The organism is Streptomyces sp. NBC_00663, assembly GCF_036226885.1.
Lineage (GTDB): Bacteria > Actinomycetota > Actinomycetes > Streptomycetales > Streptomycetaceae > Streptomyces.
The window spans coordinates 4,651,992-4,671,156 of sequence record NZ_CP109027.1 but is presented as its reverse complement, the minus strand read 5'-3'; the positions used below and the strand labels follow the sequence as shown (position 1 = coordinate 4,671,156).

The following is a 19,165-nucleotide window of genomic DNA, read 5'->3' as shown; positions in this document are numbered from 1 at the left end:
TCTAAGGACTTCGAAGACCATGACCTCGTACGTCGTCACCAGCGCCCCGCCCAACCCCAACGGCGACCTCCACCTCGGCCACCTCTCCGGCCCGTTCCTCGGCGCCGACATCCTCAGCCGGCACCTCCGTCAGCGCGGCAACGACGTCCGTTACGTCGGCTACTCCGACGAGCACTCCTGCTACGTCCCGCGCCGCGCCGCCGAGATCGGCTCCACCGCGTACCCGACGGCGAAGCTGTTCGGCGACCGCATGGAGAACACGCTGTCGCTGGGCGCCATGCACCACGACTGGTTCACCCGGCCGCTGACCGACTCCACGCACACCGAGTTCGTCCAGCGCTTCTTCCTGGAGCTGTGGAATGCGGGCGCGCTGAAGGTCGAGGAGCTGCCCGTCTTCCGCTGCGAGCCCTGCGACCGCTATCTGTACGAGGCCGAGGTGCGCGGCGAGTGCCAGTTCTGCGCCGACCCCTCCGACGGCATCTACTGCGAGGCCTGCGGTCTCGCCCAGGACCCGGCCGGCGTCGCCAACCCCAAGTGCACGTCCTGCTGGCAGGAGCCGGGCCTGACCACCCTGCGCCGGATCGTCTTCCCGCTCGACGACTACCGCGACCGGCTCCAGGCCTACTACGCCGAGGCCCAGTCGAAGGCGGAATGGCGCCCGCGCCTGATCTCCTACCTGGAGGGCCTGTTCGAGCGGGCGCTCCCCGACACCCCGATCTCCCGTGAGGCCGACTACGGCATCCCGGTCCCGCTGGAGGGCTGGGAGGGCCACATCCTCGACACCTGGTTCAGCGGCATCTTCGGCTACGCCGCCGCCACCGCCCGCCTCTCGGAGGCACATGGGGACAAGGGCGAGTGGGAGCGCCTGTGGACGAACCCCGACACGAGGATCATCAACTTCATCGGCTTCGACTGCTCCTTCTCCCACGCCGTCCTGTGGCCGGCCCTCCTGCTCGCCCAGGGCACGCTGACGCTGCCCTCCCAGGTCGTGATCAACGAGTTCTACCGGCTGGAGGGCGACAAGTTCTCCACCAGCCGCGGCCACGCCATCTGGGGCGGCGAGTTCCTGCGCCGCGTCAACGCCGACGCGCTGCGCTTCCACCTCGCGCTGACCGGCCCCGAGCGCGAGCAGAACAACTTCTCCATGAAGGAGTTCGCCGACACCGTCAGCACCGTCCTCGCCGGCGGCATCGAGCGCTGGACGGACACCGTCCTGGACCTGCTCTCGCAGGACTTCCAGTCGACGGTCCCCAAGACGGCCCTGTCCGTGACCTTCCTCGACGAGGACCGCGCCGAACTGCCCGACCGCATCGCCGCCGCGCTCGGCGCGGAGACCTTCTCCCCGCAGAAGGCCGCCGCCGAACTGGCCGTGGTCGTCGACCGCGCCGTGGACGACCTGCGCCAGCTGTCCCTGGTCCGGGCCGCGGGCCCCCGCGAGGAGTACGCCGCCCGCCTCGTCGCCCACCTCGAACTCCTCGCGGCGGTCGCGGTCACCTCGGCCCCCCTGATGCCGGGCTGGTCCGCCCACCTCGCCGGACAGCTCGGCGTCCCGGTGGACATGACGACCCAGATGCCCCGCTGGGAGACCATGGACAGCCGCCTGGTCCCCGCCGGTACCCAACTCCCGGACGCCGCCCCGCTGTTCTTCCACGAGCTGTCATGAGGGGCGGGGGTACGGGGGTGCGGGCGGCCGGTGCCGGACCGGGCGCGGCGGCCGGGACGTCGGCTGCCGGAAACGCCGCGGCCGGGGCGGGTGCCCCGGCGGGCGCCGCACCGGGAGCGGGCAGCCCGACGGCCACCGACGCGGGTCTGCGCACCCCGCCCGCGGCCCCTGGCACGGGCGGCCACACGATCGCCCCGGCCGGTGCGCGTACCCTCGCCGCCGCCGGGAGCCGTGCTCTCGTCGCCGTCCTCGGCGCGGGTGCCCTGCTGTTGCCTGCCGCTCTCGCTCCCGTGCCGGCCGGGTGGGCCGTGGTGGTCGCGCTCGTGGTGATCATCTGGTGTCTGCTCGTCGCGGGTGCCGGCGGCACGGCGCAGGGCGGGGCCGTCGCCTTCGTGCGGCGCCGGCTGGGGTTCCGGGCCGCGCGGGTCGTCACCGGGCTGTACTTCGCCGGGTTCGCCACCGGACAGGCCGCCGTCGCGCTGACCGCGGGACGGTTCGCGGCCCGGCTGTGGGGTGACGCCTTCCTGTGGTCCGTCGCGGTCCTCCTGGCCGCCGCCACGTGGGCCACCTACCGGCCCCGCCCGCTGTCCACGCCGGTACGCCGGCTGCGGCTGGCGGCGGTCCTGGCCGCGGCCGGCGGCTGGTGGGCGCTGGGCGGCGTCCCCGACGCCACCGCCTCCTGGTGGGCGGTCCTGCCGCTCCTGTTCGGCTGGGTCGGCATCGAGAGCGCCGTGCCCGCGGGCCCGGCACCGCAGCGCACCGCCCTCGCCGGCACCCTGCTCGGCGTCACCTGCGCCGCCGCCCTGTACGCCGTGCTCCTGCGCCCGCCCGCTCCCCTCGCCGACCTCCCCCTGGCCCCCCTCGCCGCGCTCAGCGTCCTCGTCCTCGCCCTCTACTGCCGCACCAACCTCCAGGCCACCGGCGCCCGTTGGCACGAACTGACCAGCCGTCCGCAGGCGGAGGGCGCCGCCGGTGCCGCCACCCTCGCCCTCGGCACCCTCACCCTCGCGCATCTCACCGGCGTCAGTGCCGCCGGCCTGCTGCTGCTTCCCGGCACCGCGACCGCGGCCATCCTCACGGTCGTCGCCTGTGCCGCCGTACACACCCTCATGAACCGACCCAAGGAGAAGACCGATGACCACGACCGCCACCACCGCCCCCTCGAAGGTGCTGCGCGTTCCCGCCGCTGACCCCGCCGAGGCGCTCGCCCACTTCCGCGGCCGGCTGTCCTTCGAGGCCGACGCCTCCGACGTGCACGCCGACATCGAGTCCGGCGCGAAGGGGTTCGTGCTGATCGACACGCGCAGCACGGAGGCGTGGGAGCAGGGGCACATCCCGGGGGCCGTGCATCTGCCGACCGACGACATCGCCGAGCGGGCCGCCGAGCTGGTGCCGGCCGGGGCGATGGTCGTCACCTACTGCTGGGGGCCGGGGTGCAACGGGGCCACCCGTGCCGCGTACGCCTTCGCGGGCCTCGGTCATCCGGTCAAGGAGATGCTGGGCGGCTTCGAGTACTGGTCCCGTGAGGGCTTCGAGGTCGAGGACGCGGCCGGGGTCCGCAAGCAGGCGATCGACCCGCTGACGGCACCGGTCAGCGGCATCGCCTGCGCCTGCTGAAGTCCCCCTACAACAGCCCGTTCTCGACGGCTCGCTGGCCCAGCTGGAAGCGGCTCTGCGCGTCCAGTTTCTCCATCAGCTCGGAGATCAGGCGCCGTTCGCTGCGCAGGGAGATGCCGAGGCGGCGGGCGGCGGCCTCGTCGGTGTAGCCCTGGGCGAGCAGACGGAGCAGTTCGCGGGGCTGGGAGCCGGGGTCGTCGAGGCTGCGGCGGGCCGGTTCGCCGAACGGGGTGGCGGTGTCCCACACGGCGTCGAAGAGGGCGCAGAACGCGGCCACCGCGCCGGGCTCGCGCAGCAGGACCGCGCCGAGGGAGCTGTCGTCCGGGTCGATCGGCACCAGGGCCTTCTGCCGGTCCAGGATGATCATCCGCATCGGCAGGGCGGGGACGGTGCGCAGCTCGCCGCTGCGCTCGGTGAGCCAGCGGGCGTGTTCGACGCTGACCTGGTCGTTGCGGATGGAGTCCTGATAGACGCCCTTGACCGTGACGCCGCGGTCGAGGAGTGCGGTGGTGATCGGCTCGCTGGCCTCGAACTGGGCCGCGGGCTGAGGGCCGCCGGGGTGGAAGCTGATGATCTCCGTACGGACGTCGGCGGTCAGCTCGGTGATCTTGGCGCGGACCGCCTCGACCCCGAGGAATCGTTCCGCCTCGTGCTCGGGCTCCTCGGGGTGCAGCTCGGCGTACTGGGTCAGCAGCGCGTCGGCGGCGGCCTGGCTCTCGGCGAGGGCGCGCTGCCGCTCGACGATCTCGGCCTGCTGGTGGGCGAGGAGCGAGTCGAGGGCCGCCTTGGGGGCGACCACCCGCAGCCGGCCGTCCCGGCGCCAGGCGGGGGTGAGCAGGGAGAGGCGGGTCAGTTCCTCCAGCTCCTCGCGCACCACGTCCTCGGGGACGCCGAGTTCCTTGGCGGCATCCGCGACGGCCAGATCCGGCCGTCTGAGAATGGCGCGATACAGACGGTCGGACTGCTCGGTCAGTCCGAGAGAAACCAGCACGCAAGCCCCCCAGCTTCGTGTCACGGAGGGACAGCGGGTCCCGACAACGCTGGCGGCACATGGGGAACGGGCTCGTCCCAGCCCCGGCGCGGCCACTCCGTGGGTCAAGTCATGCGGAGGGATTGTGCCGCTCCACGGGGTCCCACCACAAGCCTGTCCAGGGAGCGGACGCGCAGGTCAGCAGCATGACGTGATCATGCTCGTGGCGGTTCACCAAGATCACCCCTGGAAGGTGTGAAGATCCCGTGTTCACGCGTCGGGCCGTCAGGACCGCCCGCTGGCACACATGTGCCAGATCGTTTCGTGCCACGGAAAACACGCGACTCGAGGATCACTCGAACCCCACTATGGAGTCACGCCGAACCGCCCGGAACGGCCCAACTCCCGCTAAAACACCACTACTTGGGGGAACCAAATGCGCCGCATGCTCGCCACGATCGTCGCCGTCACCGCCGCCGCCCTGATCGCCGTCCTCGGTGCGAGCGACTCCGGCGCCGACGCGCAGACGGCCACCGTGGCGACCGCGACGGTCACCGACCCGGGCTGGTCCTAGTCCACACCGGCACCACACAGAAGGGGCCCGGAACCGCCACACGGTTCCGGGCCCCTTCGGCTGTTCACCCGTAATTCGTCTTCCGGAACAGCGGCTAGGACAGCGACCTGTACCCGCCGAAGCCGGTCGCGATCTTCGTCCGCGCCCCGAACGACCCCTTGCCGTCACCGCTGTTGCGGTACAGGTTGCCGCTGGTGTCGCGCGACACGATGTCGGCCCTGCCGTCGTCGGTGATGTCCCCGACGCCGACCACGACGTTGTACGAGCCGCCCCAGTCGGAGAACAGCTTCACCCGGGACTTGAACGTGCCGTCGCCCTTGCCGTCGTAGCGGTAGAGGATGTTGGACTTGTCCTGGGCGAGGAGGTCGCCGATGCCGTCACCGTTGAGGTCACCGGCGCCGACGATCTTCTTGTAGCCCTTCCAGTTGTCGTAGAGCTTCACGCGCGACGACAGCTTGCCGGTGCTGGTGCCCTTGTAGAGGTAGACCGTGCCGGTGGCGGAGTTGCGGGCGATCAGGTCCGGGCGGCCGTCACCGCTGATGTCGCCGGGCGAGGTCAGGACGTCGTACTGGGTCCAGCCGCTGCTCGCCAGCGTCGTGTACGACGTCGACGGCTTGACCGCCTTGCCGCAGCCCGGCTTGTACAGACGCAGGGCGCCGGAGCTGTAGCGGACCAGAACGTCGTTGCAGCGGTCGCCGCTCAGGTCGCCGAACGGGATCGCCTTGACGGAGGTGGCCCAGCCGGTGCCCGTGTACTTGTCGCCGAACGTGCCGGTGCCGGTGCCGGACTGGAAGGTCAGGCCGCCGGAGGAGTTGAGGGTGAGCAGATCGCCGCGGCCGTCGGGGCCGTCGGGGCTGACGAAGTCGCGGCGGACCGCCGCGCCGTTCTGAAGGAAGCCCTTGCCGGTGGCCGCCGTGACCTCCGTCGAGGTGCCGAGGGCGGTCCCCTTCAGGGTCCAGGTGAAGGCGCCGTTGGGGAAACGGTCCCCGGTCACCGTGGTGCCGTACCAGTCCGTTGTCACCCATGCCTTGGCCCCGGCGCCCTTGACGGAGGTGGTGACCTTGCCCTTCGCGCCGCTCTGGACGGAGGTGAAGGTCACGGACCAGGAGCTCACCGGGCGGGACAGCAGCCACCGTCCCTCGAACTTCGTGCCGGTGGCCACATAGCTGCTCGCCTGCGTCTCGAAGGCCGTCAGCGCGGACGGGGTGACGCCCGCGGTGGCGACATGGGTGCGCTCGTACTCGTCGAACCAGGCCACCAGGCCCGCGTACTCGTCGACCGTCCAGCGGTAGCGCCGGTCCGCGGAAAGGCCGTCGTCGGGCAGGCCGGAGGCGACCGTGCGGGTGGTGCCGGTGGCCGCCTCGGTAAGGACCAGGGTGCCCGCGGCGTGGTCGTGGCGGACCGTGAAGCCGTCGCCGAGGAGCACGTCACCGGGGGTGACCGCGGTCGTCGTACCGGCCTTCGTGTCGTACACGCCCGCCGAGTCCGTGCCGCACGCCCAGTACACCCAGCGGCCCGCCGCCTGGAGCTCGCTTGGCACGCAGGCCAGGCCCGGCACGGTCACCGTGGAGAGCGTCTTCGCCAGCGGGATGCTGTACGAGGTGAGCCTGCCGGCGGTGGTGGTGGCGCTCCACAGCGTGGAGCCGTTCAGGGCGGCGGCCCGCACGGACCGCCTCAGCCTCTCGCCCTGGCCGAACTCGCCGACGTACTGCACCGGCGACGTACCGCCGGAGTTGTAGACGGCGTAGCCGTCGGAGACGTCCACGATCGCGCCGTCCCGGCCGCCGAAGTCCAGTTCGTGGCCGCCGATCGCGACCAGCCGGTCGTCGCCCAGGCTCTCGCCCTCGTCGGTGCCGCCGTTGGTGTCGAGGTAGACGTCCTCGCCGTCGACGTTCCCCCACAGCGCCGCGCAGCTGGTGTCGGCGTACGGGCAGACGGCCATGGAGTTGTAGGAGGCGTCGGCGGTCGCGTCGTACGCCTTCAGCGCGGTGGAGCCGTTGGTGGAGAGCTCGCGCACGGACGTCGTGCGGTCGGACTCGGCGACGCGCAGACTGCCGCGGCTGAGCGCGATGCCGGTCTTGGCGTTCTCCAGCGCCGGGGCCTGGGACACCTTCGCCAGTGCGGGTGTGCCGTCCTCGGCCAGGCTCACCCGCCGCACCCACCAGTCGGTGGCGTCGGTGCCGCCGCTGACCAGTGCGGTGCCGTCACCGGCGGCCAGCGTGTACGCGCCGGCGCTCTCCAGCAGCGTCCGCTGCTGGGTGGGGTCGGTGATGTTCACCGCGATCAGCTTGGCGCCGAGCGCGCTGGAGGACAGCGGCAGCAGCAGCCAGTCGCCGACCAGGACCGGGTCGCCGTCGAGGGCGCCGGGATGGGCGGGCAGCGTGATGACCTGCTCGTCGGCGGTGAGGTCGGTGCGGGACTTCAGGTGCAGTTCGGCGGTGCCGTTGTAGTACCAGCCGACACGGTCCGCGCTCATCAGGTACGTCGCGTCGCTGGTGCCGCTCTCGAAGGCCTGGGTGCTCACGGCCGACGCGAGGTCGACGTAGTGGAGCGCGCCGTAGGTGCTGTTCTGCACGAGCAGCCCGGAGGCGTCGGCCGCGAGGACGCCCTCGGACTGGATGTTCACCGCGTCCCCGGTGACCTTGCGGGTGCGCCACTCGCCGTCGACCCGGTCGATCAGGGAGTTGGTGGTGACGATCGTGTCCCCGGCCAGCGCCCGGTAGTAGCCCTGGCCGTTCTGGAGCGAGCCGTTCCAGCTGACCTTCTTCGAGGTGGCCGTCGCCGGGTCCCAGAGGGTGGCGTACGCGTCGTTCGCCGTGGCCGGCAGGGCGACGAGGTCGGCGTCCACGCCGTACCAGGCCGTACGGCACTCCGAGCCGATGACGGTGCAGCCGGTGCCCGGTGTGTAGACGCCGTCGGCGTTCGCGACCGTGACCGTCGCACCGGTCGCGAAGTCGGTCCACAGCAGCCCGTCCCGGCCGGTCTGCCGGTGCAGGAAGCCGGTGTCGCCGTCGACGTACGGGCGGTCGGTGCGCGGTGTGGTGCTGCTGGGGTCGGTCAGGGTGACCGTGGTGGTGCCGGCGGCCTCGGCCGCCTCCGCGGAATCGCCGCCCTCCGACAGGACGACCACGGATGCGGCCGCGACGGCGACCGCGAGTGAGGAGACGGCAGCGGCGAGACCGCCCCGTCTCAGGGCGTGTCTGCCCACGTGAGGTTCCCTCCCCTGCGAGAGCCCCTGCCCTCGCACAAGTGGCCGGATATTACCAAGACTTCTTAAAGTCGCCTCGGGGCCCCCGGCGCGACCTCACGGGTACATGCGGACGCCCCCGAAGAAGGCTTCGGGGGCGTCGGGACGCGTGGGCCGCAGGTCAGCGCGCGACGTACTGCGTGAGGATCGCCTGCACCTCGTAGATGTCGACGCCCTTGGTGAACGTCTTCTGGATCGGCACCGACTGGCCCGAGACCCAGATCTTCAGCTCGGCGTCGAGGTCGAAGGTGCCGGCCGTCTCCACCGCGAAGTGCGTGATGCTGCGGTACGGCACGGAGTGGTACTCGACCTTCTTGCCGGTGATGCCCTGCTTGTCGACCAGGATCAGCCGGCGGTCGGTGAACATGATGACGTCGCGCACCAGCTGGTACGCCGCCTGCACGCCCTCACCCGCGCCCAGCAGCTTGGCGAAGTCCGAGGCCGCCTGGCCCGGGTCGATGGTGTGCGCGTTGCCGAAAAGCGCCATGGATGAAACCCCCCACTAGTGATCTTCGGGCATGTATAGCGCGTCGCCGGGGTCCCTGCCTAGAACATGTGAAGAAACAGTGATCGTCACGCGTCGTAACTCCCGTCCCAGGGCGCCCCGAAGCCCAGCCGGTCGGGATACAGCTCGGCCCACCCCTCCCCGTCCTCCTCCCCGGTGACGAGCCCGAACAGCACGCCGTCCAGGACGAGTTCGAAGGGGCGTATCGCGATGTCGGTGTAGGTCCGCCGGGGCAGGCTCCGCAGCCGGGTCGCCAGATGGGCGCGGGCGCGCGCCAGCACGGAGGCGTCCCGCTGCTGTTCGGCCCAGGTCCCGGCACACCAGATCTCCGAGTCGCGGTAACCGCCCTCGGCGTCGAAGGTGTGCAGCACGGAGTAGAGGCGCTTCTGCTCCTCCCAGCCGTCGTCGGGCCGGAAGCCCTTGGGGAAGGCGTAGGTGACCGACCCCAGGAACTGCCCCTCCGCGTAAAGCCCGATGGCCTCGGTACGGCCGTGCGGCTCGTAGGCGATCGGGATGATCCCAGGTACTGCCATGGCGCAAACCATACGTATGTTTCCTGGCAAGTTCCGCCCCCTGCCCACAACTTGATCACCGAACGTCGCAAAGTTTTACGGCAACCTTTTGGATCTCCACGACCACAGAACAGTCGGAAGTACCCCCCAAGTACGTAAGGACTCACCCGTGGTTGCTCCTTCCCACCGCCGTTCCCTGCGCAAGCGCCGCACCCTCGTCGTCACCGCCGCCGCCGTTGCCGCGGGCGTCGGCGCCGGTGTCGTCGTGCTGAACGCGAACGCCGGAACCACCACTGCCGCCGCCGACCTGTACCACCAGACGCTCGCCGCGAAGGACGGCTGGGCGTCCTCCGGCACCGGCACGACCGGCGGCTCGAAGGCCGACTCCGCCCACACCTTCACCGTCTCCACCCGCGCCCAGCTCGTGAAGGCGCTGGGTTCGGCGACGGACACCACCCCGCGGATCATCAAGGTCAAGGGCACCATCGACGCCAACACCGACGACACCGGCAAGAAGCTGTCCTGCGCCGACTACGCGTCGGGCACGGGTTACTCGCTGACCTCGTACCTCAAGGCGTACGACCCGTCGACGTACGGCCGCTCGAAGCTCCCCTCCGGCACCCAGGAGAAGGCCCGCGCCGCCGCGCAGACCAAGCAGGCGAAGAACATCGTCCTCAAGGTCCCGGCGAACACGACGATCGTCGGCGTCCCGGGCTCGAACCCCGGTCTGACCGGCGCCATGCTCCAGATCCAGAACGTCGACAACGTCATCGTCCGCAACCTCACCTTCGCCGCCACCGAGGACTGCTTCCCGCAGTGGGACCCGACCGACGGTGACGACGGCAACTGGAACTCCAACTACGACGCGGTGACCCTGCGCGGTGCGACCCATGTCTGGGCCGACCACAACACGTTCACCGACACCCCGCACCTGGACTCGGCGAACCCCAAGTACTACGGCCGCGAGTACCAGATCCACGACGGCGAGCTGGACGTCACGAAGAGCTCGGACCTGGTGACGATCTCCCGCAACGTCTTCTCCAACCACGACAAGACGACCCTGATCGGCAGCAGCGACAGCGAGCCGGCCGGCAAGCTGCGCGTCACCCTCCACCACAACGTCTACAAGGGCATCGTCCAGCGCGCCCCGCTCTCCCGGGTCGGCCAGATCCACATCTACAACAACTACTACGACGTCTCGCCGCTGAACGGCTACGCGGTGCAGTACAGCATCAACTCGCGGGCGAAGGCCCAGGTCGTGGCGGAGAACAACTACTGGAAGGTGCCGACCTCGGTGAAGGTCGCCAAGCTGCTGAGCGGCGACGGCACCGGCTCGATCAAGGGCTCGGGCAACCTGGTCAACGGCACGGTGACCGACCTGGTCGCCGCCTACAACGCCGCGTCGTCGAAGGACCTGAAGACGACGGTGAACTGGACGCCGACGCTGACGGCGGGGCTGGAGTCGGGGGCTGCGGTGAACAAACTGCCGACCTCGTTGGGGTCCTCGGCGGGTGCGGGCGTCCTCAAGTAAGACCGAGGGCCTGGGACTTGTGGTCCCGGGCCCTTTCGCTGCGGTCGTCAGTCTCCGTGGACCCCGGGGACGTGCGTGAAGCGGTACACGCTGTAGGACTCGTGGCCGTTGATGTGACTGTGGCTGTGTAGATGCAACTCTTCACCCGTGGCTCCGATGGTCCCGGTATAGGTGATACGTCCATAGGGGGCCGTGGTGGTGAACCCGATCTGGTCCCCGTTGACCTCGCACGGGCCCTGGCCCAGACCCGGGTGCTCGCGGGTGAACCATCCCGCGATCTGTTCGGCGGTGCCGGTGCTCGACACGCTGACCACGGTGCCGTCGGTATAGAACCGGAGGTAGTTGGTGGAGCCGGTGTCCGGGCGCTGGTAGAAGCCGTCGACACGGATCGCTCCGGCGTAGCCGCCACCCGGCGCGGGGACCTCGGACACGGTCGGCGGCGCCGTCCCGCGCCGTTCCGGCAGGCCGGCGCTGCTGCGCAACGACCGCAGCAGCCTGCCGTAACCGTCGTCGGCGAACAGATCCACCCACTGCCAGCGCCGCAGCCGCTCGGGAACCTCGCAGTTCTCCAGGCGCGCGGGTATGACGTAGACGGTCCCGTCCGGCTGGTAATCGGCCTCGTCGAGGGCGAGCCTGATCTCCTTCTGCACGTACCCGGCCTTGGTCACCGAGTCCTTCGAGAGACACACCAGGATCAGGTCCGCCGCCTGAATGGCCCGGCGGATCTCTCTGTCCCAGTCCTGGCCGGGGAGGATCTCCTCCTCATCCAGCCAGGGCTCGAACCCCTCGGACTGCAGCCTTGCCCGCAGTAGACGAACATCGGGTTTGTCACCCGAGGAATGGCACAGGAAGATCTTCAGCACGCCCCCGCCCCTCAGTTACTCCGCCGTGCCGCCGAAGCGCTCCTTGTACGTCTCCAGGTCCTCGTCCGTGAGCTTGGCGAAGAGGACCGGGGGGACGGTGAAGGGGGTGCCGGCCGGGACCGCGGTGAGGGACTTGGCCTCGGCCTCGGTGATCCAGGTGGCGGTGTCGTCGGTGAGGGAGAAGGCCTGGCGCATGGCCGCGGACGTGGCCGGGATGAAGGGCTCCGAGACCACCGAGTAGAGGTGGATCAGGTTCATCGCCGTGCGCAGGGTGAGCGCGGCGCCGTCCTTGTCGGTCTTGATCTCCAGCCAGGGGGCCTTCTCCTCCAGGTAGGAGTTGCCGGCCGACCACAGGGCGCGCAGCGCCGCCGCGGCCTTGCGGAACTGGAGGGCCTCCATCTGGGTCTCGTACTCGGCGAGGAGGCGGGCGATCTCCTCGCCGAGCTTCGCCTCCGCCTCGCCCGGGGCGCCGCCCTCGGGGACGTCGTCGCCGAAGCGCTTGCGGGAGAAGGACAGAACGCGGTTGACGAAGTTGCCGAGGGTGTCGGCGAGGTCCTTGTTCACGGTTGCCGTGAAGTGCTCCCAGGTGAAGGACGAGTCGTCCGACTCCGGGGCGTTGGCGATGAGGAAGTAGCGCCAGTAGTCGGCCGGGAGGATCTCCAGGGCCTGGTCGGTGAAGACACCCCGCTTCTGGGAGGTGGAGAACTTGCCCCCGTAGTACGTCAGCCAGTTGAAGGCCTTGACGTAGTCGACCTTCTTCCAGGGCTCACGGACGCCGAGTTCGGTCGCCGGGAACATGACCGTGTGGAAGGGGACGTTGTCCTTGGCCATGAATTCCGTGTAGCGAACCGCGTCGTCCGCCTCGTACCACCACGACTTCCAGTCCCGGTTCTCCTGGTCCAGGTCCGACCACTCCTTCGTCGCGCCGATGTACTCGATCGGGGCGTCGAACCAGACGTAGAAGACCTTGCCCTCGGCCGCCAGCTCCGGCCAGGTGTCGGCGGGGACGGGGACGCCCCAGTCCAGGTCACGGGTGATCGCACGGTCGTGCAGGCCCTCGGTCAGCCACTTGCGGGCGATGGAGGAGGCCAGCTGCGGCCACTCGGCCTCGTGCCGGGACACCCACTCCTCGACCTCGTGCTGGAGCTTCGACTGGAGGAGGAAGAGGTGCTTGGTCTCGCGGACCTCCAGGTCGGTGGAGCCGGAGATCGCGGAGCGCGGGTTGATCAGGTCGGTGGGGTCGAGCACCCGGGTGCAGTTCTCGCACTGGTCGCCGCGGGCCTTGTCGTAGCCGCAGTGGGGGCAGGTGCCCTCGACATAGCGGTCCGGGAGGAAGCGGCCGTCGGTGGGCGAGTAGACCTGGCGGATCGCCCGCTCCTCGATGAACCCGTTCTCGTTGAGGCGGCGGGCGAAGTGCTGGGTGATCTCTACGTTCTGCTCGCTGGAGCTGCGGCCGAAGTAGTCGAAGGCCAGCGCGAAGCCGTCGTAGACCGCCTTCTGGGCGTCGTGCGCCTGGGCGCAGAACTCGGCGACGCTCAGCCCCGCCTCCTTCGCGGCCAGCTCGGCCGGGGTGCCGTGCTCGTCGGTGGCGCAGATGTAGAGGACGTCGTGGCCGCGCTGGCGGAGGTACCGGGAGTACACGTCCGCCGGGAGCATGGACCCCACCATGTTGCCCAGGTGCTTGATCCCGTTGATGTACGGAAGGGCGCTGGTGATGAGGTGTCGAGCCATCGGGGGCTGCTCCCAGGTCGGATTTCGTGGTGCTTTTCGGCTTGCTTGCGAACCAAGAAATCGTAGCCGACATGGGTGGGCCGCCCGCTTTCCGTATTGAGGCGTGGAAAGGGGCGGCCGTGGTGGTCCCTGCCGGGTGGGGTTACGGGCGCCAGTCGATCAGTACGCCGTCGTAGAGCTCCGCGTCCGTGAGCTCCTTGGGGGTGGGGCCCGCGTGGAAGAAGGCCGTGTTGCCGGTCTTCAGTTTGCGGAGGTAGTCGAAGGCCTTGTTCTCGTGCTCGCCGAACGCGACGAAGGAGAAGAAGACCGAGGGGTGGCTCTTGGCGGCCTCGGTCAGGGCCTGGGTGGCGGGGGTCTTCGCGTCCGGGGCGCCATCGGTCTGGAACACGACGAGGGCGGGGGTGTTCGCGTCGGGGGTGGTCGTCTTGTCGTAGTGGGCCAGTACGGCTTCCACGGCGGCGTGGTAGCTGGTACGGCCCATGCGGCCGAGGCCGGCGTGCGCCTCGTCGATCGCGTCCTTGGGGGAGGCGGGGGTGAGGTCGGTGGTGCCGTCGACCTCGGTGGAGAAGAAGACGACGTGGACGGAGGGGTCCTCGGGCGAGAGCTGGGCGGCGAGGGCGAACGTCTGGTCGGCGAGGGCCTGGGCGGAGCCGTCCTTGTAGTACGGGCGCATGCTCGCCGAGCGGTCGAGGACGAGGTAGGTCCGGGCGCGGGCGGTGCTGAGGCCGGCCTTGGCGAGGGCGGTGGAGGCCGCGTCCGCCTCGGCTCCACCTTCGGCGTCCGAGTCGTTCCCACCCGCACCGCCCGTGCCGCTTTCGTCGTCGACTGCGAGTGGCCCCTGCGGGGCGGCTTCACCGTCGGCGGCTGCGGCGATCGGGGCGGGGGTGGGGGTGGGGGTCGCTTCGGAGGCGGGGGCCGCTTCGGGCTCGGTGGGGGCCTCGGGCTCCGGGGTGGATTCGGCCACCGGCTCCGGGGCGGGCTTGCTCTCCGGTTCCGGCTCGGCGGTGACCTCGGCCGCCGGCTCTGAGTCCGGCTCGGAGGTGGCCTCGGTAGCCGTCTCCGCCTCCGGCTCGGGCTCCGGGGTGGTCTCCGCGATCGGCTCCGGCTCCTCGGCGGCGGGCGTCTCCTCCGTGACGGGCTCCTGGACGGCCGTGGGCTCGTCGGCGGGGGCGGCCTCGGGCTCCGGCTGGGTCTCCGCAACGGGCTCGGCGACGGGCTCGGCCTCGGCGGTGGGCTCGGCGGCGATCACCGGCTCCGGGGTGGTCTCCTCAGCGACCGGCTCATCGCCGGCGACGGCCTCTTCGGCGGTCTCCGGCTCCGCAGCCGACGTGGCCTCGGCAGCCTCCTCGATCACCGGCTCCGCCACGGCCGCGACCTCGGCCTCAGCCTCGGGCTCGGGCTCCGCGACCTCGACCACCGCCTCGGCCTCGTCCTCAACGGCCTCAGCCACCGGCTCGCCCTCGGCCTCAGCCACCGGCTCAGCCGCCGTCTCCGCTGCGACGGCCTCGGGCTCCTCCGCGACCGTCGCCTTCTCCTCCGTGACCGCCTCAGGCTCCCGTGACTCCACCGGCTCAGGCGTCGCAGGCCTCGGTACGGTCACCTTGTCGAACGCGGCGGAGACCAGCTCGTGCTCGTCATCGCCGGCCGGCGTGCGCGGCTCCGGAACCGAGGCCTTGGCCACCGGCTCAGGCGCCGCAGGCTCCGGCACCGGCTCCGGCACCGGCTCGGGCGACGGGGACGGGACCACGGTCGGAGTGGTCGGCTGCGTCCCCTCCGCACCCTCTGCCTCGGCGGTACGCCCCTTGCGTGACCGGCCGAACGCATTCCGCAGGAGAGTGAGAATGCCCATGTGCGCAACCCTTCGCATGAGTTGATGCCCGTAAATCCCTGGCCAGGACGGACACGTAAGGTTAGCGGCCCCGGATGGCGATCTTGGGCAGGGGAGGGCACCGGAGGCCGCTCCCGTCAAGCCCCGTATTCGGTCTTACTGCGCAACCCATCCCCAACTCCCACTCCGCTACCCCGGATTCACCACCCGTTCATCACCAGTCCCCGCTCCCGCACCCACACCCCCCTAGCGTCCGAGGCGCGGATTCAAGGGGATCCCATGGGGAAGCAAGGGGAAGACAAAGTGCGTATACCGCTGCCGTTGATCAGTACGCCGTCGTCCGACGGACACCAGGGCGGCCGTTCCGCCATGACCTGCCTCTACCGGTGCGGCAACGCCTGTTTCCACGAGGTGCCCAACACCAGCGGCAACGAGTACGTCGGTGATGTCATCGCCGGCGCCCTCAGCCGCCGGTCCATGATGCGGACCGCCGCCGTCGTCACCGTGGCCGCCGCGGCCGGCGCGACCGTCGCCGCCGCCCCGCAGGCCCACGCCGCGACCGGCACGGCGCCGGCCACCTCGTACAAGCCGGGTCGCGGCAGCAAGGCGGCCCGCGGTCTGCGCTACACCCCCGTCGCCCCCAACACCACCGACGCCGTGACCGTCCCCGACGGCTATGCGCAGAACGTCGTCATCCGCTGGGGCGAGCCCATTCTGCGGGGCGCGCCCGCCTTCGATGCGGAGAAGCAGACGGCCGCCGCGCAGGCGGGCCAGTTCGGGTACAACAACGACTTCCTCGCCCTGCTCCCGCTCGACCACGGCAAGCAGCTCCTCGTCGCGAACCACGAGTACACCGACGAGGTTCTGATGTTCCGCGGGTACGACGCCGCGAACCCGACCCGTGAGCAGGTCGAGGTCGCCTGGGCCGCGCACGGGCTGTCGGCCGTCGTGGTGGAGGAGGACCGCAGGAGCGGGAAGCTCACCGCCGTGCCCCGGCATCCCCTCAACCGGCGCGTCACCGCCACCACCGAGTTCCGGCTCACCGGTCCCGCCGCCGGTTCGGACCTGCTGAAGACCTCCGCCGACCCGACCGGCACCAAGGTGCTGGGCACGCTCAACAACTGCTCCGGCGGCACCACCCCCTGGGGTACGACGCTGCACGGCGAGGAGAACTTCAACCAGTACTTCGCCAACAGCAGCAGCGCCACGGACAAGCGGTACGGCATCGGCACCGGGGCGAGCGAGCGCAAGTGGGAGCGGTTCGACAAGCGCTTCGATGTCGCCCAGGAGCCCAACGAGGTGCACCGCTTCGGCTACGTCGTCGAGTTCGACCCGTACGACCCGACGTCCACCCCGCGCAAGCACACGGCCCTCGGCCGCTTCAAGCACGAGGCCGCGACCGTCCGGCTGACCGCCGACGGCCGCCCGGTCGTCTACTCCGGCGACGACGAGCGCTTCGACTACTTCTACAAGTTCGTCGGCAGCAAGAAGATGAAGAAGGGCAGCGGCCGGGCCGTCCGCGAGCACAATCTCTCGCTGCTCGACGAGGGGACGCTGTACGTCGCCAAGCTCACCGGCGACTCCCCGGCCATCGAGATCGACGGCACCGGCAAGCTTCCGGCCGACGGCGAGTTCGACGGCAGCGGCGTGTGGATCCCGCTGGCCACCGCGACCGCCAAGGGCGCCGTCTCGCACGTGGACGGCATGACCGCCGACGAGGTCTTCGTCTTCACCCGCCTCGCCGGTGACAAGGTCGGCGCCACGAAGATGGACCGCCCCGAGGACATCCAGCCCAACCCGGTCTCCGGCAAGGTCTATGTCGCCCTCACCAACAACACCAACCGCGGTCTCACCGGCTACGCGGCGGCCGACGAGGCCAACCCGCGCAACGCCAACAAGCACGGGCACATCCTGGAGCTGACCGAGCGCTGGAACCGCCCGGAGAGCGACAAGTTCGCCTGGTCCCTGTTCCTGGTCGCGGGCGACCCGACCGACCCGGCCACCTACTTCGCCGGGTTCCCGAAGGACAGGGTCAGCCCGATCTCCTGCCCGGACAACGTGGCCTTCGACCCGTACGGCAACCTCTGGATCTCCACCGACGGCAACCAACTCGGCTCCCACGACGGCCTGTTCGGCGTCGCCACCAAGGGTGACCGGCGCGGTGAACTGAAGCAGTTCCTGACCATGCCGACCGGCGCGGAGACCTGCGGCCCGGTCATCCAGGACCGCCGCGTCCTGGTCGCCGTCCAGCACCCGGGCGAGATCACCGGCGCCACGGTGGAGAACCCGGCCAGCACCTGGCCCGACGGCCCGGGCAAGATCGTGCGCCCGGCGGTCGTCGCCGTGTGGCGCAAGGACGGCGCGGACATCGGCGTCTGAGTCAACCGGTCATCGGGGTGGCCGGGACGGGGACAGCGGACCGTTCCAGCCACTCCCGGTACGCGGGCGCCTCCCGCGCCGCCTCCCAGTACGCCTCCTCCAACGCGGGATGTACCCCGTCGAGGTCCGTCTCCGTCCGGGCGGCGAGCAGCAGCCGCACCCCGAGCGGGTCGCCGTCGAGGCGTCGTACGGCCATCTCGGGGCGGGGCAGACAGGACGGCTGGCACACGGTGACGACCTCGCCGGTGGCCACGAGGGCGGCGGCGGTGTGGTAATCCCCGTACAGCACACGGGGGTTGATACCGGCCCCGCGGAACATCCGCTGCACGGCGTCCCATTCGCCGTCGACGGTCGGGTCGATCATCCACCGGTCGTGCGCCAGATCGGGGAGCCCGACGACGGGCTTCCCGACGGCCGGATGGTCGGCGGGCAGGGACACGAACTGGGGCTCCCGCTCCACCAGCACCCGCAGTCGCAGCCCTTCGGGGATCCGCAGCGGCGAGCCCTCCACCTCATGCACGAACACGACGTCCAGCTGCCCGTCGGCGGCCATGCGCAGCAGGGCGTTGGGCGAGACGTCCATGTGCAGGGTCGGTTCCTGCCCGCGCGCCCGCAGCCGCCGCAGCCACCCGGCGAGCGCGCGGCTGGCGGTGGAGCCGACCCGCAGCTGCGGCCCCCCGGCGGCGGCGGCCCGCGCCTCGGAGACGAGCGAGCGCATCTCCGCGACAAGCGGCCGGGCCCGACTGAGCACGAGCCGCCCGAGGGGCGTGGGCCGGCACCCACTACGCTCCCGCCGGAACAGCGCCCCGCCCAGCTCCTGCTCGATCCGTCTCAGCTGGGTGCTCAACGAGGGCTGGGCAACGCCCAGTTGTCTCGCCGCCCGGTGCAGACTGCCGGTGTCGGCTATGGCGCACAGCGCACGGAGATGCCTCACCTCGAGCTCCATGCCCAGGGAGCGTAAAGCGGAGTCACAGCTTTCACCAGAGCTTGCCGATAGCCCGGCCCTATCACCGGTTGCCATCATCCCAACCGTCGCACGCGCCCCGAGACTCACATCGACGACTCACCCCCCACCAAGGAGTCATCGATGCGCAAGCACACGTACGCCCTCGCCGCCGTCCTCACAACGGCCGCACTCGGCATGGCGGTTCCGTCGGCGTCAGCGGCGCCGGCGACGGCCGGCTACACGGCGAAGGCCACGACGACGGACACCACGGAAGCCTTCTTCCAGGCGGTGTTGCGGTCCGTGGCGGAGAAGCGGGCCGCGAACCCGACCAGCGCCGCAGCAGTGACCGTGATCTACGACGCCTCCCGTGCCCCGACGTTCAGCGCCCAGATAGCGCGCAGCACCCAGATATGGAACAGCGCGGTCTCCAACGTGAAACTCCAGTCGGGCTCGGCCTCCTCGGCCGACTTCACCTACCGCGAGGGCAACGACTCCAGAGGCTCCTACGCCTCCACGGACGGCCACGGCAGCGGCTACATCTTCCTCGACTACGCCCAGAACCAGCAGTACGACTCCACCCGCGTGACGGCCCACGAAACCGGCCACGTCCTCGGCCTCCCCGACCACTACTCCGGCCCGTGCAGCGAACTCATGTCCGGCGGCGGCCCGGGCACGTCCTGCACCAACGCCCAGCCGAACACCACAGAACGCTCCCGAGTCAACCAACTCTGGGCCAACGGCCTGGCGGCGGCGATGGACAAGGCCCTACAGAAGCAGACCAGCTGACCTGACCCCACCC

15 protein-coding genes are annotated in these 19,165 nt (G+C 70.5%); 7 read left to right on the top strand and 8 right to left on the bottom strand.

The genetic code is table 11. From position 1 onward, the window contains the following. The first annotated feature begins 19 nt into the window (after nt 1-19). The 3 genes from OG866_RS21315 to OG866_RS21305 are packed head-to-tail and all read left to right on the top strand — an operon-like array spanning nt 20 to nt 3,280. On the top strand, nt 20-1,663 hold the full coding sequence (locus OG866_RS21315) for a methionine--tRNA ligase (RefSeq protein WP_329336916.1): 1,644 nt from the start codon (nt 20-22) through the stop codon (nt 1,661-1,663). After that, the gene (locus OG866_RS21310) at nt 1,660-2,853 is read left to right on the top strand and encodes a hypothetical protein (protein ID WP_329336915.1); all 1,194 of its coding nucleotides are present in this window, start codon (nt 1,660-1,662) and stop codon (nt 2,851-2,853) included. Before OG866_RS21315 ends, OG866_RS21310 begins: the two co-directional genes overlap by 4 nt. Next, complete coding sequence (locus tag OG866_RS21305) at nt 2,798-3,280, top strand: rhodanese-like domain-containing protein (protein WP_329336914.1); 483 nt, start codon at nt 2,798-2,800, stop codon at nt 3,278-3,280. Before OG866_RS21310 ends, OG866_RS21305 begins: the two co-directional genes overlap by 56 nt. A 7-nt stretch (nt 3,281-3,287) precedes the next feature. Here the strand turns inward: OG866_RS21305 and OG866_RS21300 are convergent, their stop codons facing one another. Beyond that, complete coding sequence (locus tag OG866_RS21300; protein WP_329336913.1) at nt 3,288-4,271, bottom strand: helix-turn-helix transcriptional regulator; 984 nt, start codon at nt 4,269-4,271, stop codon at nt 3,288-3,290. Between the two features lie 415 nt (nt 4,272-4,686). Here OG866_RS21300 and OG866_RS21295 point away from each other — a divergent pair, with 415 nt between their 5' ends. Beyond that, nucleotides 4,687-4,824, top strand: coding sequence for a hypothetical protein (locus OG866_RS21295; RefSeq protein WP_329336911.1), 138 nt, complete (start codon nt 4,687-4,689; stop codon nt 4,822-4,824). 94 nt (nt 4,825-4,918) lie between these two features. Here the strand turns inward: OG866_RS21295 and OG866_RS21290 are convergent, their stop codons facing one another. The 3 genes from OG866_RS21290 to OG866_RS21280 all read right to left on the bottom strand — a co-directional run bounded on the left by OG866_RS21290 (nt 4,919) and on the right by OG866_RS21280 (nt 9,109). Next, nucleotides 4,919-8,032, bottom strand: coding sequence for an FG-GAP repeat domain-containing protein (locus tag OG866_RS21290; RefSeq protein ID WP_329336909.1), 3,114 nt, complete (start codon nt 8,030-8,032; stop codon nt 4,919-4,921). 160 nt (nt 8,033-8,192) lie between these two features. After that, nucleotides 8,193-8,558 carry a PH domain-containing protein gene (locus OG866_RS21285; protein WP_329336908.1) on the bottom strand — a complete coding sequence of 122 codons (366 nt, stop codon included), beginning with the start codon at nt 8,556-8,558 and terminating at the stop codon, nt 8,193-8,195. An 86-nt stretch (nt 8,559-8,644) separates the two neighbouring features. Then, nucleotides 8,645-9,109, bottom strand: coding sequence for a hypothetical protein (locus OG866_RS21280; protein ID WP_329336906.1), 465 nt, complete (start codon nt 9,107-9,109; stop codon nt 8,645-8,647). A 148-nt stretch (nt 9,110-9,257) separates the two neighbouring features. Here OG866_RS21280 and OG866_RS21275 point away from each other — a divergent pair, with 148 nt between their 5' ends. Next, entirely contained in the window at nt 9,258-10,619 is a 1,362-nt protein-coding gene (locus OG866_RS21275; protein ID WP_329336905.1) for a pectate lyase family protein, read from the top strand. Between the two features lie 47 nt (nt 10,620-10,666). Here the strand turns inward: OG866_RS21275 and OG866_RS21270 are convergent, their stop codons facing one another. From OG866_RS21270 to OG866_RS21260, 3 genes are all read right to left on the bottom strand, one after another. Continuing rightward, nucleotides 10,667-11,482 carry a toll/interleukin-1 receptor domain-containing protein gene (locus tag OG866_RS21270; RefSeq protein WP_329336903.1) on the bottom strand — a complete coding sequence of 272 codons (816 nt, stop codon included), beginning with the start codon at nt 11,480-11,482 and terminating at the stop codon, nt 10,667-10,669. A gap of 15 nt (nt 11,483-11,497) precedes the next feature. Further along, nucleotides 11,498-13,213, bottom strand: coding sequence for a methionine--tRNA ligase (metG, locus tag OG866_RS21265; protein ID WP_329336902.1), 1,716 nt, complete (start codon nt 13,211-13,213; stop codon nt 11,498-11,500). Nucleotides 13,214-13,355: 142 nt separating this feature from the next. After that, nucleotides 13,356-15,062 (bottom strand): VWA domain-containing protein, encoded by a 1,707-nt coding sequence (locus OG866_RS21260; RefSeq protein WP_329336901.1) that lies wholly within the window; start codon nt 15,060-15,062, stop codon nt 13,356-13,358. A gap of 282 nt (nt 15,063-15,344) precedes the next feature. On the opposite strand from OG866_RS21260, the gene OG866_RS21255 reads away from it, so the two are divergent. Beyond that, the gene (locus OG866_RS21255; RefSeq protein ID WP_329336899.1) at nt 15,345-17,420 is read left to right on the top strand and encodes a PhoX family protein; all 2,076 of its coding nucleotides are present in this window, start codon (nt 15,345-15,347) and stop codon (nt 17,418-17,420) included. A 1-nt stretch (nt 17,421) separates the two neighbouring features. Here the strand turns inward: OG866_RS21255 and OG866_RS21250 are convergent, their stop codons facing one another. After that, complete coding sequence (locus OG866_RS21250; RefSeq protein WP_329336897.1) at nt 17,422-18,366, bottom strand: LysR family transcriptional regulator; 945 nt, start codon at nt 18,364-18,366, stop codon at nt 17,422-17,424. Between the two features lie 141 nt (nt 18,367-18,507). On the opposite strand from OG866_RS21250, the gene snpA reads away from it, so the two are divergent. Further along, nucleotides 18,508-19,152 (top strand): snapalysin, encoded by a 645-nt coding sequence (gene snpA, locus OG866_RS21245; protein WP_329336896.1) that lies wholly within the window; start codon nt 18,508-18,510, stop codon nt 19,150-19,152. Nucleotides 19,153-19,165: the final 13 nt, after the last annotated feature.

Coding starts and splice junctions, on each gene's coding strand:
- metG (WP_329336902.1), bottom strand. CDS start 13,213: ATGGCTCGACACCTCATCACCAGCGCCCTTCCGTACATCAACGGGATC.
- OG866_RS21315 (WP_329336916.1), top strand. CDS start 20: ATGACCTCGTACGTCGTCACCAGCGCCCCGCCCAACCCCAACGGCGAC.
- OG866_RS21285 (WP_329336908.1), bottom strand. CDS start 8,558: ATGGCGCTTTTCGGCAACGCGCACACCATCGACCCGGGCCAGGCGGCC.
- OG866_RS21310 (WP_329336915.1), top strand. CDS start 1,660: ATGAGGGGCGGGGGTACGGGGGTGCGGGCGGCCGGTGCCGGACCGGGC.
- OG866_RS21295 (WP_329336911.1), top strand. CDS start 4,687: ATGCGCCGCATGCTCGCCACGATCGTCGCCGTCACCGCCGCCGCCCTG.
- snpA (WP_329336896.1), top strand. CDS start 18,508: ATGCGCAAGCACACGTACGCCCTCGCCGCCGTCCTCACAACGGCCGCA.
- OG866_RS21305 (WP_329336914.1), top strand. CDS start 2,798: ATGACCACGACCGCCACCACCGCCCCCTCGAAGGTGCTGCGCGTTCCC.
- OG866_RS21250 (WP_329336897.1), bottom strand. CDS start 18,366: ATGGAGCTCGAGGTGAGGCATCTCCGTGCGCTGTGCGCCATAGCCGAC.
- OG866_RS21260 (WP_329336901.1), bottom strand. CDS start 15,062: ATGGGCATTCTCACTCTCCTGCGGAATGCGTTCGGCCGGTCACGCAAG.
- OG866_RS21280 (WP_329336906.1), bottom strand. CDS start 9,109: ATGGCAGTACCTGGGATCATCCCGATCGCCTACGAGCCGCACGGCCGT.